The sequence below is a fragment of the Microbacterium paulum genome (assembly GCF_015707995.1).
Taxonomy (GTDB): domain Bacteria; phylum Actinomycetota; class Actinomycetes; order Actinomycetales; family Microbacteriaceae; genus Microbacterium; species Microbacterium paulum.
In genome coordinates, this window is sequence record NZ_JAAGRY010000068.1 from 1 (window position 1) to 15,251 (window position 15,251).

The 15,251-nt window shown below is 70.5% G+C and carries 13 protein-coding genes; 10 read left to right on the forward strand and 3 right to left on the reverse strand.

Going from position 1 to position 15,251, the window contains the following annotated elements; all coding sequences use genetic code 11:
• From G3N18_RS13530 to G3N18_RS13540, 4 genes are all read left to right on the forward strand, one after another.
• Window positions 1-748: sensor histidine kinase (locus G3N18_RS13530; RefSeq protein WP_476703410.1), on the forward strand; the 748-nt coding region annotated here is incomplete at its 5' end.
• 57 nt (window positions 749-805) lie between these two features.
• Window positions 806-1,774, forward strand: coding sequence for a carboxylesterase family protein (locus G3N18_RS16345; protein WP_268932611.1), 969 nt, complete (start codon window positions 806-808; stop codon window positions 1,772-1,774).
• Window positions 1,678-2,418 carry a carboxylesterase family protein gene (locus G3N18_RS16350; protein WP_338038594.1) on the forward strand — a complete coding sequence of 247 codons (741 nt, stop codon included), beginning with the start codon at window positions 1,678-1,680 and terminating at the stop codon, window positions 2,416-2,418. The genes G3N18_RS16345 and G3N18_RS16350 overlap by 97 nt, the downstream gene beginning before the upstream one ends.
• Window positions 2,419-2,516: 98 nt before the next feature.
• Window positions 2,517-4,733 (forward strand): NADP-dependent isocitrate dehydrogenase, encoded by a 2,217-nt coding sequence (locus G3N18_RS13540; RefSeq protein ID WP_196384805.1) that lies wholly within the window; start codon window positions 2,517-2,519, stop codon window positions 4,731-4,733.
• Window positions 4,734-4,829: 96 nt separating this feature from the next.
• Here the strand turns inward: G3N18_RS13540 and G3N18_RS13545 are convergent, their stop codons facing one another.
• On the reverse strand, window positions 4,830-6,317 hold the full coding sequence (locus tag G3N18_RS13545) for a L,D-transpeptidase family protein (RefSeq protein ID WP_196384806.1): 1,488 nt from the start codon (window positions 6,315-6,317) through the stop codon (window positions 4,830-4,832).
• Between the two features lie 264 nt (window positions 6,318-6,581).
• On the opposite strand from G3N18_RS13545, the gene G3N18_RS13550 reads away from it, so the two are divergent.
• The 6 genes from G3N18_RS13550 to nagB all read left to right on the forward strand — a co-directional run bounded on the left by G3N18_RS13550 (window position 6,582) and on the right by nagB (window position 12,787).
• Complete coding sequence (locus tag G3N18_RS13550) at window positions 6,582-7,772, forward strand: ROK family transcriptional regulator (protein WP_196384807.1); 1,191 nt, start codon at window positions 6,582-6,584, stop codon at window positions 7,770-7,772.
• Window positions 7,773-7,842: 70 nt separating this feature from the next.
• A complete protein-coding gene (locus G3N18_RS13555; RefSeq protein ID WP_196384808.1) occupies window positions 7,843-9,111 on the forward strand; it encodes an extracellular solute-binding protein in 1,269 nt (422 codons plus the stop codon).
• Between the two features lie 128 nt (window positions 9,112-9,239).
• Window positions 9,240-10,193 (forward strand): carbohydrate ABC transporter permease, encoded by a 954-nt coding sequence (locus tag G3N18_RS13560; RefSeq protein ID WP_196384809.1) that lies wholly within the window; start codon window positions 9,240-9,242, stop codon window positions 10,191-10,193.
• Window positions 10,190-11,032 carry a carbohydrate ABC transporter permease gene (locus G3N18_RS13565; protein ID WP_196384810.1) on the forward strand — a complete coding sequence of 281 codons (843 nt, stop codon included), beginning with the start codon at window positions 10,190-10,192 and terminating at the stop codon, window positions 11,030-11,032. Before G3N18_RS13560 ends, G3N18_RS13565 begins: the two co-directional genes overlap by 4 nt.
• Window positions 11,032-12,015, forward strand: coding sequence for an ROK family protein (locus G3N18_RS13570; protein WP_196384811.1), 984 nt, complete (start codon window positions 11,032-11,034; stop codon window positions 12,013-12,015). The genes G3N18_RS13565 and G3N18_RS13570 overlap by 1 nt, the downstream gene beginning before the upstream one ends.
• Window positions 12,008-12,787, forward strand: coding sequence for a glucosamine-6-phosphate deaminase (gene nagB / locus G3N18_RS13575; protein ID WP_196384812.1), 780 nt, complete (start codon window positions 12,008-12,010; stop codon window positions 12,785-12,787). The genes G3N18_RS13570 and nagB overlap by 8 nt, the downstream gene beginning before the upstream one ends.
• Before the next feature lie 639 nt (window positions 12,788-13,426).
• Here the strand turns inward: nagB and G3N18_RS13580 are convergent.
• Window positions 13,427-14,791 (reverse strand): FAD-binding oxidoreductase, encoded by a 1,365-nt coding sequence (locus tag G3N18_RS13580; RefSeq protein ID WP_196384813.1) that lies wholly within the window; start codon window positions 14,789-14,791, stop codon window positions 13,427-13,429.
• 5 nt (window positions 14,792-14,796) lie between these two features.
• A complete protein-coding gene (locus G3N18_RS13585; RefSeq protein ID WP_196384814.1) occupies window positions 14,797-15,204 on the reverse strand; it encodes a YrdB family protein in 408 nt (135 codons plus the stop codon).
• Window positions 15,205-15,251 lie beyond the last annotated feature (47 nt).

Below are 15,251 nucleotides of genomic sequence, written 5' to 3' on the forward strand. Positions count from 1 at the left end.
CATCACCGTGAGCGAGAGCAGCAGCGAGGCGCCGATCGTCCACGCCGAGATGAACCGCCCCGAGGCGAGCGCCGACCGGGTCGCTGCGACCAGCCGGGTCATCGCGACGGCCCAGCGTGCGGCCCGTGCCGGCACCAGGCCCGCCCGTGAGGCGCTCGACGAGGCGGCCGAGCTGCTGCACCGTGACCTGCAGGGGCGGTGCGCGGTGTTCGCGCTCGAGCATCGCGAACCGTCGCCCGACGAGCGCGCGATCCTCGTCGCGCAGCTGCGCGACGCGCTCGACGAGGCGGGCGACGTGTTCGCGAGGGGGCGGCGCGTCGACCCGGTGAGTCTCGACGCGATCGTCGCGACCTGGGGCAGGGTCATCGACCTGTCGGTCAGCGTGACGCCGCGCGCTCAGGCCGCGTTCGACGCGGGCGATCCCGCCGCCCGCGACGCCTACGACATCGTGTCGGAAGGCGTGCTCAACGCCGTCAAGCACACCGGGCAGCGCCGCGCCGACGTCGCCGTCGACGTCGTGTCGACGGGGGCGGGCGCCGTCCTCGCGGTGCGCGTCCGCTCCTTCGGCTCGCTCCCCGCTGGCGCGCAGCTGCGCCCTGCATCGCGGGTCGCGAGCCTCGGCGCCGTCCTGTCGGCGACGCCCGATGGCGCCGTGCTCGAGGCGCGGCTGCCGCTGTCGGGCGCGTCGCCGGCGGCGGCTGTCGTGTCAGCCGAACACGGCGGCGGTACGCACGAACGCCCCCTCTAACGTCGGTGTCATGGCCGGGGACGCCCCCTGGGCCCGGCACGAACGAAGGAGACCCGCATGTCCCCCTCATCCGCTCTCACCCCCTCGGCGGCAGACTCGACGCGCTGCCTCGCGACGGCGCCCGCCGGATCGTTCGTCGGTGCCGAAGCAGACGGCGTGCGCGTGTGGCGCGGCATCCGATACGCCGAGCCGACCATCGGTGCGCAGCGCTGGCGCGCCCCGGTCGCCGCGGCGCCGGTCGACGGTGAGGTGGATGCCACGGCCTTCGGCCCCGCGTGCCCCCAGCAGGCGAACCCCGCCGTGCCGCTCGACCCGAACACCGCGATGAGCGAAGACTGCCTCTCGCTGAACGTGTTCTCGCCCGCCGACGACAACGCCGCGCGCCCCGTCATGGTGTGGATCCACGGCGGTGCGTACACCTTCGGGGCATCCAGCCAGCCCCTCTTCGACGCGACCTCGCTCGTGAACGCCGGCGACGTCGTCGTCGTGACGATCAGCTACCGGCTCGGCGCCTTCGGCTTCATCGACCTGCCGCGGCTCCTGCCCTGGGGCGGGTTCGACCGCAACCTCGCCCTGAAAGACGTGCTGCTGGCGCTGCGCTGGGTGCAGGACAACATCGCGTTCTTCAGGGGAGACCCGGGCCGGGTCACCGTGTTCGGCGAGTCGGCCGGCGGCGGCCTCGTGACGACGCTGCTCGCCACCCCCTCGGCCGAGGGGCTGTTCCACCGTGCCATCGCCGAGTCGTCGCCCGCATCGAGCGTCTACGGCGTCGCCCGTGCGACCGGCGTCGCGGAGCGGTTCGTGACCGAGCTCGGCATCGACCCGACCTCGCCGAACGCCGCCGACGAGCTGCGGGCCGTGAGCGCCGACGAGGTCGTGCGCGCCGGCACCGTCGTCTACGCCGCGGTGCCCGACAGCGACCCCCCGGGGTGCTCGCTTTCGCCCCCGTTATCGACGGAGACCTGCTGCCCGAGGCGCCCGTCACCGTGCTGCGCGAAGGCCGTGGGCTGCCCGTGCCGCTCCTGATCGGCACGAACAAAGACGAGGCATCCCTCTTCAAGTTCATGAAGTCGCCTCTCATCCCCATCACCGACGACCGCATCGCGCAGATGTTCGCCGACATGGCGACCGACAACCCCACCCTCGAGCTGCCGTCGGCCCAGCAGGTGCGCACCGCCTACCAGCACGCCCGCTCGCGCGCGGTCGGTCTCGGCATCGCCCGCGACATCGGCTTCCGCATGCCGACGGCGTGGATCGCCGAAGGCCACAGCGCCGTCGCCGACGTGTGGCTGTACCGCTTCGACCACGCGGCGCCGTTCCTGCGGCTGATCGGCCTGGGCGCGACGCACGCGACCGAACTGCCCTACCTGTGGGGCAACCTGTCGTCGGGGTCGAAAGACCCCACCTTCCGCCTGGGCGGGATGCGCGTGGCCGAAGAGATCTCGCACCGCATGCAGCAGCGCTGGACCGCCTTCGCGCACGGCCAGGCTCCGGATGCCGACGACGCGCCCGCGTGGCAGCCCTACGCCACGGCGACCCGAGACGCCGATGAGGCCGAGACGGCGTCTGCCCGTGTGACGCTCGTGATCGACCGGCGCGACACCGTCGTGCCCGACCTCGACGGCGCGCTGCGCGCCGCGTGGGGCGACCAGGTGCTCGCCTTCCACTGATCGCGACCGGGCGGGAAAGTATCTCGACATCGAGATACTTTCCCGCCGTGCGGTAGGGTGGACCCGACCCCGCGATGCTCGATAGAGGAAGTTCCGACGTGCCCGAGTCCACCATCATCTACACCCACACCGACGAGGCTCCGGCCCTGGCCACCGCCTCGTTCCTACCGATCGTGAAGGCCTTCGCCGGGCAGGCGGGCGTCGAGATCGACACGCGCGACATCTCGCTCGCCGGCCGCATCCTCGCCGCCTTCCCGCAGGGCCTCACCCCCGAGCAGCAGGTGGGCGACGCGCTCGCCGAGCTCGGCGGGCTCGCGACCCTGCCCGAGGCCAACATCATCAAGCTGCCGAACATCTCGGCGTCCATCCCCCAGCTGAAGGCCGCGATCGCCGAGCTGCAGAGCCAGGGCTACGACATCCCCGACTACCCCGACGATGCGGCGACCGTGGAGCAGAAAGACATCCGCGCGCGCTACGACCGCATCAAGGGCTCGGCGGTCAACCCCGTGCTGCGCGAGGGCAACAGCGACCGTCGCGCTCCTCTCGCGGTGAAGAACTACGCCAAGAAGCACCCGCACCGCAACAAGCCCTTCGCGGCCGGTTCGAAGACCCGCGTCGCGACGATGGGCCACGACGACTTCAAGAGCAACGAGAAGAGCTGGATCGCCGCCCACGACGACGTGCTCACGATCCGCCACACGGCCACCGACGGCACCGTCACGGTGCTCAAAGACGGCCTCAAGGTGCTGCCGCGCGAGGTCATCGACGCGACGTTCCTCTCGGCCAAGGCGCTCGACGCGTTCCTCGCCGACACGCTCGCCCAGGCCAAGGCCGAGAACGTGCTCTACTCGGTGCACCTGAAGGCCACGATGATGAAGGTCAGCGACCCGATCATCTTCGGCCACGTCGTGCGCGCGTTCTTCAAGGACGTCTTCGACACCTACGGCGAGCAGCTCGCCGCGGCGGGCCTCGACGGCAACAACGGTCTCGGCGCGATCCTCTCCGGGCTCGGCGAGGTCGAAGGCGGCGACGCCATCTCGGCGCGCATCGCGCAGGACCTCGAGGCGGGCCCGCGGCTCAGCTACGTCAACAGCGACAAGGGCATCACGAACCTGCACGTCCCCAGCGACGTGATCGTGGATGCCTCGATGCCGGCCCTCATCCGCAACGGCGGCAAGCTCTGGGGCAAGGATGGCGGCGAGGACGACACGATCGCCGTCATCCCCGACTCGTCGTACGCAGGCGTCTACCAGGCCGTCATCGACGACGTGATCGAGAACGGCCCCCTCGACCCGGCCACGATCGGCACCGTGCCGAACGTCGGCCTCATGGCGCAGGCCGCGGAGGAGTACGGCAGCCACGACAAGACGTTCGAGATCTCCGCGGACGGCGTCGTCGAGGTGATCGACTCGGACGGCGTCGTGCTCATCGAGCACCGCGTCGAGAAGGGCGACATCTGGCGCGCCACGCAGACCAAGCACATCGCGATCATGGACTGGGTGCGCCTCGCCGTCACCCGCGCCCGCGCGACGGGCGTTCCCGCGGTGTTCTGGCTCGACGTGAACCGCGCCCACGACGCGCAGCTGATCGGCAAGGTGCATCAGGCGCTCGCGACCCTCGAGACGCACGACGTCACGATCGTGATCCTGCCGCCCGACGAGGCGACCCGGTACACCCTCGCGCGTCTGCGCAAGGGCGAGGACACCATCTCGGTCACCGGCAACGTGCTGCGCGACTACCTCACCGACCTGTTCCCGATCCTCGAGGTCGGCACGTCGGCCAAGATGCTCTCGATCGTGCCCCTGCTCGCCGGCGGCGGCCTGTTCGAGACGGGCGCGGGCGGCTCTGCCCCCAAGCACGTGCAGCAGCTGCTCGAAGAGGACTACCTGCGCTGGGACTCGCTCGGCGAGTTCTTCGCCCTCGCGGCCTCGTTCGAGCACCTCGCCGAATACACCGGCAACCAGAAGGCGAAGGTGCTCGCCGACACGCTGGATGCCGCGACCGGCACGTTCCTCGAAGAGGACCGTTCGCCGGGGCGCGCGCTCGGCACGATCGACAACCGCGGCAGCCACTTCTACCTCGGCCTGTACTGGGCGCAGGAGCTCGCGCGCCAGACCGCCGACCCCGAGCTCGCCGCCGCGTTCGCCCCGATCGCGCAGCAGCTCTCAGACGCCGAGGCCGAGATCGTGGCCGAGCTGAACGGCGTGCAAGGCGAGGCCGTCGACCTCGGCGGCTACTACCACCCCGACGAGGCGAAGGTGGCGGCCGTCATGCGCCCGTCGGCGACGCTGAACGCGGTGATCGACGCGCTCTGATCGCACGAACGACGAAGCGGCGGATGCCTGGGCATCCGCCGCTTCGTCGTTTCGGTCCGGGCTCAGTTTGAGACTGAGTTCAGACGTGTTCTGGGCTCAGTTGTGGATCCAGACATCGCCGCCGTTGGGCAGCCAGTCGTAGATCTCTTTCGCGCGGTAGTTCGGCATGCCGACGCAGCCGTGGCTGCGCGGGTTGCCGAAGTCGTTGTGCCAGTAGACGCCGTGGAGCGCCTCGCCGCCGTAGTAGTACATGATCCACTGCACGTTCGGCACGTCGTAGTTCCAGTACGAGTCGGTGGCCGAGGTCGACGTCATGGTCTGCACGTCGTGGTGCGACTGAACCGTGAAGTGGCCGACGGTCGTGGGCGACTCGGCGATGCCGCTCGAGATCGGCCACGAGTCGATGACCGCGCCGTTCTCTTTCATGTACAGCGTCTGCTCCGAGAGGTTCACCTCGACCATGCGCGCCGAGGTGGTCATCGTCGCGGGCGTCACCTGCACGGGAAGCTGGTAGGCGGCGTTCCCCTGGCTGAGCTGCTTCGCATAGTCGCTCGCGACGGTGCTGACGTCGCCGAGCGTGCGTCCATCGGCGCCGGGGGTCGTCGTCTCGAGCACGGTGCCCTCGGCATCGGTCACGACCGCACCGTTGACCGGTGCGCGGTTGACGGCGGCGGCCAGGGCGTCGACGCTCGGCTGGATCTTCGCGGGGTCGGCGGTGACCGAGAAGGCGCCGTTCGCAGAGGTCGACACCGTCAGCCAGCTCGCGGCGGTCGCCGCGTCGATCGGGACGGTGCGCTCGTCGCCGACGTAGAACCCGGCGTTCGCGAGCATCGCGTTCGCGCTGTCGGCCGCTTTCTGCGCCGACGCGGTGTCGGCGGTGGGGTCGATGGAGCTCTCGCGCACCGTGACCGTCGTCGATGCCGCGCCCGACGCGAAGGCATCGTGCAGCTCGCCGCTCAGCGCATCGAGGTCGATGCCCGTCCCGGCCGTCGCCGGTGTCACGGCGAAGGCGGTGCCGTTGAAGGCGACGGTCGCCGCCGTCGGCTCGGTGTAGGCGGAGGGCAGCGCGGTGCGCAGGGCCGCGGTCGCTTTCTTCTCGTCGAGGGTGACCGCCGCGTCGATCGGCTCGCCGAACCACTGCGTCACGTTCCACATGGGGCGGTCGGCGAAGGCCGAATCGACCAAGGCCTGCGCGTCGACCGACGCGCCGAGGTCGGCGCCGGTGACGGCGGGGCCGCCCTCACCGAGCACGAGCGTGGTCTGTGCGAGGCGCTGGTTGATGGCGTCGGTGGCGGCGCCGGCGGTCTGCAGGCCTACCGGAACGCCCGCGACGGCGGTGCCGGGAGCGATCAGTACGAGCGACGCGGCGACGGCGCCGGCCGCGACGATCGCCACGGGTACGCCGATCCAGAGCCAGAGGCGGCGCTTCTTCTTCGCGGCGGGCTCCGCCGGGGCCCACTGCACGGGTGGCTGCGCAGACGCGTCGAGCACAGCGGTCGGAGTAGCGGTCGACGCCTCGGTCTGTGCGCTCGACGATGGGTCCGACGCGCCTTCGGCGTCGGGTTTCGTTGCCAGATCAGTCACAGCCAACCCCCCGGTTCAGCGCTCGTGCGGCGCGTCTCGTGCGCGGTGGTGCGCCGAAAAGGCACGACAACACGCCCCCTCATGGTACGCGATAGGTCCGTGCGTGGTCAGGGGCGGGGGAGCGGGCGGGGCGGCGGGCCCGCCTGCGGGGCGGATTTCGCACCGGTTTCGGGCTACGCGACCAATGTAACGGTTTTGTAAACGCGCCTACCGAATGGGGTTGCGCGCTTGCGAAATTTAAGTTCGTAAGGTGTGCTAACAAACATGGTCAACTCGGATGTGCAGCGCAGCACCGCGGAATCCGCCCCTGCCGGGGGTGGGGCAGGCGGTCGGTCGTTCGGCCCTGGCCGGTCTCTGCGCCACGCCGCCAAGGTGCTCCCCGAGCACGCTCGCGCGCACAACCGGTCCCTCGTGCTGCAGACCCTCTTCCACCAGGGTGCCATGAGTCGGGCCGACCTGTCGCGCGAAACGGGCCTCACCCGGGTCACGATCTCCGACCTCATCGCCGAACTCATCGAAGACGGCTACGTCGCCGAGCGCGGCACCCGCGAGGTGACCGGTCCCGGCAAGCCCGCCATCCTCGTCGATCTCGACCGCGAGGGTCACCGCATCATCGGCCTCGACCTCTCGCGCAGCGACCGGTTCCTCGGCGCCCTGCTCACCCTCGACGGCGAGATCGTCGCGCGCCACGAGGCATCCGTGCCCACCGACCCCGCCGACATCCTCGCCGCCGTCGTCCAGCTCACCCGCGAGCTCGTCGCCGACGCGCACGCCCCTGTGCTGGGTGTCGGCGTCGGCACCCCCGGCATCGTCGACGACCACGGCACGGTGCTCACCGCCCCGAACCTGCGCTGGACCGACATCGACCTCGAAGGCATCCTGCGCGCCGAAGTGTCGCTGCCGATCCTCGTCGCCAACGACGCGAACGCGGCCGTGCTCGCCGAGTACACCTTCGGCGGTGCGGGCGACGACGTCATGCTCGTACGCGTCGGCCGCGGTGTCGGCTCGGGCCTGCTCTCGGGCGGCCAGCCCATGCTCGGCAGCCGCTTCGCGGCCGGCGAGATCGGGCACGTCACCGTCGGCACCGACGGCGGCCCGGTGTGCGTGTGCGGCAAGGTCGGATGCCTCGAGGCCTGGCTGTCCGTGCCGTCGCTCGAGCGCGCCCTGGCCGAAGACGGCGCCGACCGCGTCGCCGTGCTGCGTGACGCGGGGGAGCGGCTGGGCATCGCCCTCGCCCCCATCGTCGGCGCCCTCGACCTGTCGGAGATCGTGCTCTCCGGCCCCTCACGACTTCTCGACGGACCCCTCGCGATCGCGACCGTCGAGACACTGCGCGCCCGCACGCTCGCCGAGTTCCACGACGGCGTGCAGGTGCGAATGACGGAGCAAGGCGAGGACATCGTCCTCCGCGGCGCGGCCGTCATGGTCCTGTCCGGACAACTCGGGGTGTCCTGACACCCGTCCAATCGCCCCGGATGGGTCGCCCGGCCCCGGGGAATCACCAAGAGAGAAAAAGGAAGACACCATGAACAAGAAGCTCGGAGCCCTCGCGCTCCTCGGCGCTTCGGCTGTCGTTCTCGCCGGCTGCGCGGGCGGTTCGTCGTCCGGCGGTTCGGCTACGCCGGAGGCCGCAGAGCTGCGCGTCTGGCTGGTCGGCACCGACACGCCGCAGGATGCCCGCGACTACCTGACGACGACCTTCGCCGAGCAGAACCCCGGCTCGAAGATCGTCATCGAGGAGCAGCAGTGGACGGGCCTGGTCGACAAGCTCACCACGAGCCTGTCGTCGAACGACAGCCCCGACATCGTCGAGATGGGCAACACCCAGGCGGCGGCGTTCACCTCGTCGGGCGCGCTGCTCGACATCTCCGACATCCAGGACAAGCTCGGCGGCGACGACCTGCTCCCCGGCTTCGTCGAGGCCGGTTCGTGGGACGGCAAGCTCTTCGCCGCGCCGTACTACTCGGGCGCGCGCGTCGTGTTCTACAACACCGCGCAGTACCAGACGGCCGGCGTCACGGCTCCGTCGACCCTCGCCGACTACGTCTCGAACGCCGGCAAGCTCTCGGCCGCCCTCCCGGGCGTCTCGGGCGTCTACTTCCCCGGCAAGGACTGGTACAACGCTCTCCCCTTCATCTGGGAGAACGGCGGCGAGATCGCGGTGCAGAAGGACGGCAAGTGGGACGCGCAGCTCTCGAGCGACGCATCCGTGGACGGCATCAAGCAGGTGCAGGAAGTCATGGCCTCCTCGCTCGCCCCGAAGGACGGCGACGAGACCGAGTCGTGGGTTCCCTTCCGCACCGAGAAGGCCGCGACCCTGTCGGCGCCCAGCTGGGCGTACTGGTCGATCGTCGCCGATGAGGACAAGGCCCCCACGGCCCTCGCCGACACCCTCGGCTACTTCGCCCTCCCGGGCAAGGACGGCGGCGCCGCGAAGGTCTTCGCCGGTGGCTCGAACATCGGTATCGCGGCGAAGTCGGCTCACCCCGAGCTGGCCAAGAGCGCGCTGGAGATCATGCTGAGCGACGACTACCAGGAGATCCTGGCCAAGGGCGGCCTCGTGCCGGCCAAGAAGTCGCTCGGCAAGGACGTCGCCGCCGCGACGCCCGAGCTCGCGAAGGTCATCGCCGACGCTGCGGCAGGCGCCAAGCTCACCCCCGCGTCGCCCAAGTGGGCCGACGTCGAGGCGAAGGGCCTGCTGCAGGACTTCTTCGTCAAGGTCGCGCAGGGCGGCGACGTGAAGTCGCTGGCCACCGAGCTCGACACCCAGATCGAGTCCATCCTCAACGGCTGAGACCCGTCGTCACCCGGTCGGCGCGGGTGAGAATCCGCGCCGACCGGTGTCGAACACTGGTTCCCCCGGGGCCCGAACCCCGGGGGAACCCCTTGAAACCCCCTCTACATACGGAAGGAGAAGAAGCGATGACCACCACGCTGATCTCCCCCGAGCAGGCGAGTTCCGCAGCGCCCGCGCCCACGAAGCGCAAAAAACGCCGCGACGGCACGTCCCTCGTGCTGCTGCTGCCCGCGCTGATCATGCTCGTCGTCTTCATCGGCTGGCCGCTGCTCCAGCTGATCATCATGTCGTTCCAGAAGTACGGCCGTGAGCAGATCTTCGGTGCTCCGCCGTCGTTCGTCGGCTTCGACAACTACGTCAAGGTGCTCACCGACCCCGAGTTCTGGGTCGTCCTCGGCCGCAGCGTCGCGCTCTGCGTCGTCTGCGTGTTCGCGACGATGGTCCTCGGTGTCGGCATCGCCCTCATGATGCGCGCCCTCGGCAAGGTCATGCGCACCGTCGTGTCGGTCGGACTGCTGCTCGCCTGGGCCATGCCCGCCCTCACCGCCACCATCGTGTGGGGCTGGATCTTCGACACCTCGTACGGCCTCGTCAACTACCTGCTCACGCAGATCACAGGCCAGAACTGGATCGGCCACAGCTGGCTGTCCGACCCCCTCAGCTTCTTCGGCGTCGCCGCCATGATCATCACGTGGGGCGCGATCCCGTTCGTCGCCTTCTCGACCTACGCCGGCCTCACCCAGGTGCCCGACGAGGTGCTCGAGGCGGCGTCGCTCGACGGCGCCGGCGCGTGGCAGCGCTTCCGCCTGATCGTGCTGCCCTACATCCGCTCGATCCTGCTCGTGCTGCTCATCCTGCAGGTCATCTGGGATCTGCGCGTGTTCGCCCAGATCTACGCGCTGCAGACGATCGGCGGCGTCCGCGCCGACACCAACACGATCGGCGTCTACATCTACAGCGTCTCGATGGCCACCGGTGACCTCGGCTCCGGCGGCGCGATCGCGGTGATCCTCGTGATCGTCCTGCTCGCGATCTCGGCCTACTACATCCGCAACATGCTCAGGGAGGACGAGTCATGAGCGCCCGCACCCGTCGCGTCAGTCGGCGCGTCCTGCTCAACGTCGCGGCCGTGATTGTGTTCGTCTGCTCGGTGTTCCCCGTGTACTGGATGGTCAACACGGCCCTCCTCCCCGGCTCGGCCGTCAAGAGCGACACCCCGCACTTCTGGCCCTCGGAGTTCACGTTCCGCAGCTTCCAGGCGGCGTGGAACGACGGCGGGTTCCTCCCCGCACTCGGCATCTCGGTCGCGGTCACCGTCATCACCGTCATCACGGCGCTGCTGTTCGGGTTCCTCGCGTCGGTCTCCGTCTCGCGCTACCGCTTCCGCTCGCGCAAGACCTTCATCGTGGCGATCCTCGTGATCCAGATGATCCCGGCCGAAGCGATGATCGTCTCGACCTTCCGCGTGCTCGACGGCTGGCACCTGGTGAACACGATCATCGGTCTGTCGGCGATCTACATCGCGATGGTGCTGCCGTTCACGATCTGGACCCTGCGCGGCTTCGTCAACGGCGTGCCCGCCGACCTCGAAGAGGCGGCCATGATCGACGGCTGCAGCCGCAACCAGGCATTCTGGCGCATCACCTTCCCGCTGCTGGCCCCCGGCCTCGTCTCGACCGGTATCTTCGCGTTCATCCAGGCGTGGAACGAGTTCGTCTTCGCCCTCGTCATCATGACGCGGCCCGAGTCGCAGACGCTGCCGATCTGGCTGCGCTCCTTCGTGCAGGCCACGAAGGCCACCGACTGGGCGGTCGTCATGGCGGGCTCCACCCTCATGGCGATCCCGGTGATCATCTTCTTCCTCATCGTGCAGAGCAAGATGACCAGCGGTCTCGTCTCGGGCGCGGTGAAGGGCTGATGCGGCTCGGATTCGACGTCGGAGGCACCAAGACCGATGCAGTGGTGGTCGGTGCGGGCGACGAGATCGTCGCCCGCGTGCGCCGGCCCACCGGATGGGGCGCACCCGAGGTGGTCCGCACCATCACCGAGCTGGTCGATGAGCTGGCCGCAAGCCTCGGCATCCAGCGCTCGCAGTTCACCTCGATCGGCATCGGCATGCCCGGTCAGGTCGCACCGGGGAGCGCCACGGTCGCCCACGCGGTGAACCTCGGCGTCGACGAGCTCGACCTCGGCGAGGCCATCGGCATGGCCCTCGGCGTACCGGTGCGGGCCGAGAACGACGTCAAAGCCGCCGCCGTCGGCGCATATGCGCTGCACGGCATGGGCCGCGCGCGGGCCGACACGATGGCTTACCTCAACCTCGGCACCGGCATCGCCGCGGGGTTCGTCAAGGGCGGCCGGCTGTGGCGCGGTGCGCGCGGCACCGCGGGAGAGGTCGGCCACATCTCGGTCGACCCGAACGGTCCGCTGTGCCGCTGCGGCCAGCGCGGCTGCATCGAGGCGTTCTGCGGCGGCGGTGCGATCGCCGAGCGCTGGAACCGCGCGGTGGCCCTCCCCGTGCTCGACGTGTTCGATGCGGCGGATGCCGGCGACCCGGCCGCCATCGCGCTGCGCGACGGACTGGCGTACGGCGTGGCATCCGCCATTCGCGTCATCGTGCTCTCGGGCGACGTCGAAACCGTCGTGCTGGGGGGAGGCGTGACCGCACTGGGCGACCGTATGCTGAGCCGTGTGGTTGACGAACTCGCAGCCGGCGCCGCCGCGTCGCCGTTCCTGAAGTCGCTCCGCCTCGCGGAGCGCGTCGAACTGCTGCCGCCGGGATCGCCCGCGGCGGCCCTGGGCGCCGCCCTCATCGGCGCCGCGGCGGAGGCGCCCGTTGCGCCCGAACCGCGGTCTTCAGACCGTCAGCGTTCCGACCGAAAGGCAGTGTTCCATGGCTGAGATCGTCATCGTCCCCTCCTCGGCAGCCGCCGGCGTCCTCGTCGCCGACGAGATCGTGAAGCTGATCAGCGCGCGCCCCGACGCCGTGCTGGGCCTCGCGACCGGCTCGACCCCCCTCCCCGTCTACGAGGCGCTGCGTCCGCGCGTGGCCGGCGTCGACCTCTCGCAGGTGCGCGGCTTCGCGCTCGACGAGTACGTGGGCATCGACCCGAACCACCCCGAGAGCTACCGCTCGGTCATCACGAAAGAGGTCGTCGAACCGCTCGGCCTGAACCCCGACCTCATCCAGACCCCGAACGGCAACCTCGAGACCATCTCGCACGCCGGTGAAGACTACGAGCGCGCCATCAAGGCCGCGGGCGGCATCGACCTGCAGATCCTCGGGATCGGCACGTCGGGCCACATCGGGTTCAACGAGCCCGGGTCGTCGTTCGCGTCGCGCACCCGTGTGAAGACGCTCGTGCAGCAGACCCGCGAAGACAACGCGCGCTTCTTCGACTCGATCGACGACGTGCCCATGCACTGCATCACGCAGGGCCTCGGCACGATCCTCGAGGCGGGGCACCTGTTCCTGCTCGCCTTCGGCGAGGGCAAGGCCGCGGCGGTCGCCGCCGCGGTCGAGGGCCCCGTCACCTCGTCACTGCCCGGTTCGGCCATCCAGCTGCACCCGCACGTGACGGTCGTCGTCGACGAGGCCGCTGCCTCGCAGCTCGCGCACGCCGACTACTACCGCTACGCGTTCGCCAACAAGCCCGCCTGGCAGGGTCTGTAAGCGCGCGCGCGTGCGTGTGGGCTGGTCGGTCACGCGGAGTTCGCGCGTTTCTGCGGGTTTCGTGCGCCGCCTGGCCCCGCGCCGGGCGCGGCGGGGCGCCCGGGCTGCGCTGCTGCGGAGATCTGCGTAATTACGGATGCCTCGCGCCCTGGCATCCGCGATCGTGCAGATTTCCGCGGTTGCGCGTGTCGTGGGCGGGGGAGTCGCGGTGCGCGGCGGGCATCCGGGCTGCACTGTGGCGGAGATCTGCTCAATTGCGGATGTCTGGCGCCCTGGCATCCGCGATAGTGCAGATGCCCGCGGTTATGCCTGCGGCGGGGTGGGACATCCGGGCTGGGGCGGAGATCTGCGCAACGGCGGATGCCGGGCGCGGTGGGGGTGGGGCACCCGTGCAGCACCGCGGCGGAGATCTGCGTAATTGCGGATGCCTGGCGCCCTGGCATCCGCGATAGTGCAGATGTCCGCGGTTGCGCGTGTCATGGGCGGGGGGAGGCGCGGCGGGGTGGGGCATCCGGGCTGCACTGTGGCGGAGATCTGCGTTATTGCGGATGCCTCGCGCCGGGGCATCCGCGATCGTGCAGATCTCCGCGGTTGCGCAGGTCCACAGACGCGCGACGCGCGCGCGGCGAGACCCGCGACTCAGGGGGCGAAGACCTTGCCGGGGTTCAGGATGCCCTGCGGGTCGAACACGCGCGCGATCTGCCGCTGCAGCTGCCACTGGTCCTCGCCGAGCTCGTCGACGAGCCAGCGGCGCTTCAGCACCCCGACCCCGTGTTCGCCGGTGAGGGTTCCGCCGAGGCGCAGCGCGGCGCGGAAGAGTTCGTCAGCCGCCTGCCAGATCACCTCGGGCACCTCGTCGCCCTCGAAGACGAAGTTCGGGTGCAGATTGCCGTCGCCCGCGTGGCACACGGTCGGGATGACGAGGTCGAACGCGCGCTCGATGCGGGCGATCTCGTCGAACATCGCGGGCAGCGCGCTGCGCGGCACCGACACGTCTTCGATGAGGGTTGTGCCGAGCGTCTCCATCGCGGGGTGCATCGAGCGGCGGATGCGCCAGAGCAGCTCGGCCTCGGCCTCGTCGCGGGCGAGTCGCACCGTGCCGCCGGCGGCGGTGAGGGTCGCGGCGATCGACTCGGCCTCGGCCGAGGCCGCCGGCCCGTCGGTCTGGATGGTCAGCTGCGCCGCGGTGCCGTCGGAGGCGGGCAGCTCGAGCAGGCGATGCACGGCGCGCAGGCACGAGGCATCCATCAGCTCCATGATCGCGGGCTGCACGCCCGACGCGGTGACGGCAGCGGCAGCGGTCGCCGCCGCGCGCACGTCGGGGAAGGATGCCGTGAGCGTGCGCGCCTGCCCGGGAACGAGCCGGCGCAGCTCGAGGGTCGCTCCCACGACCACGCCGAGGGTGCCCTCCGAGCCGATCACGAGCGAGGTCAGGTCGAGCCCCGTGACGCCCTTGACGCTGCGATGGCCGAGGTGCAGCAGTCGTCCGTCGGCGAGCACGAGGTCGACGCCGAGCACCGGGTCGCGGACGACGCCGTACTTCGCGCACAGCAGCCCACCGGCGCCGGTGGCGATGTTGCCGCCGACCGTCGAGATCTCGCGGCTCGCGGGGTCGGGCGCCCACCACAGGCCGTGGCCCGCGAGCGCGCGGTTGAGGTCGGCGTTGAGGATGCCCGGCTCGACGACGGCGAGCAGGTCGTCGGCGCGCACCTCGAGAATGCGGTCCATGCCGCGGACCGACAGCACGATCTCGCCCGCCCCGGCGTTCGCCCCGCCCGCCAGCCCCGTGCCGGCGCCGCGGACGACGACGGGCGTGCCGGTCGCGCTCGCGATGCGCATCGTCGTCTGCACATCGTCGATGGATGCCGCGTGCACGAGCGCGATCGGAGAGCCAGCCGCCGCGTGACCCGACTTATCGGCGCGCATCGCGTCGAGGTGCGCGGGGTCGATGTCGACCCGGTCTGCCAGAGCCTCACGGAGAAGGCCCACCACATCGCCGGTCATACCGGTCAGGGCAGGCGTCGCCGGCCCGCGACGAGCCCCGCGGTGACGGCGACGACGGCGAATGCGAGGCCCACCCACGGGCTGCCGCTCGTCCACCAGACGATCGTCGCGGCGGCGTAGACGAGCAGTTCGACGAGGGCGCGCACGAACGGATGCACCGCGAACACGGCCCGCGGCGAGACGAACAGCGCCCACAGCAGAATCGCGATCACCGGGGCTCCGATACCCACCACGATGTTCCACGGGAACGGCCACGCCGTGAAGCCCCACACGGCAAGCGTGCCGAAGGCGAACAGCTCGCACAGGAACACCAGGATGTCGACGGCGTCGAGCGCCGGCCGGGTGCCCGCCGGCGTCGCGGTCGCAGCCGGCTGTGCGGGCGCGGTGGGGCGGACGGGGGGCAGATCGGCCATGATCCCAGTCTACGCGCGGGCGTGGCCGCGGCCGGCGGTGGGGCGGG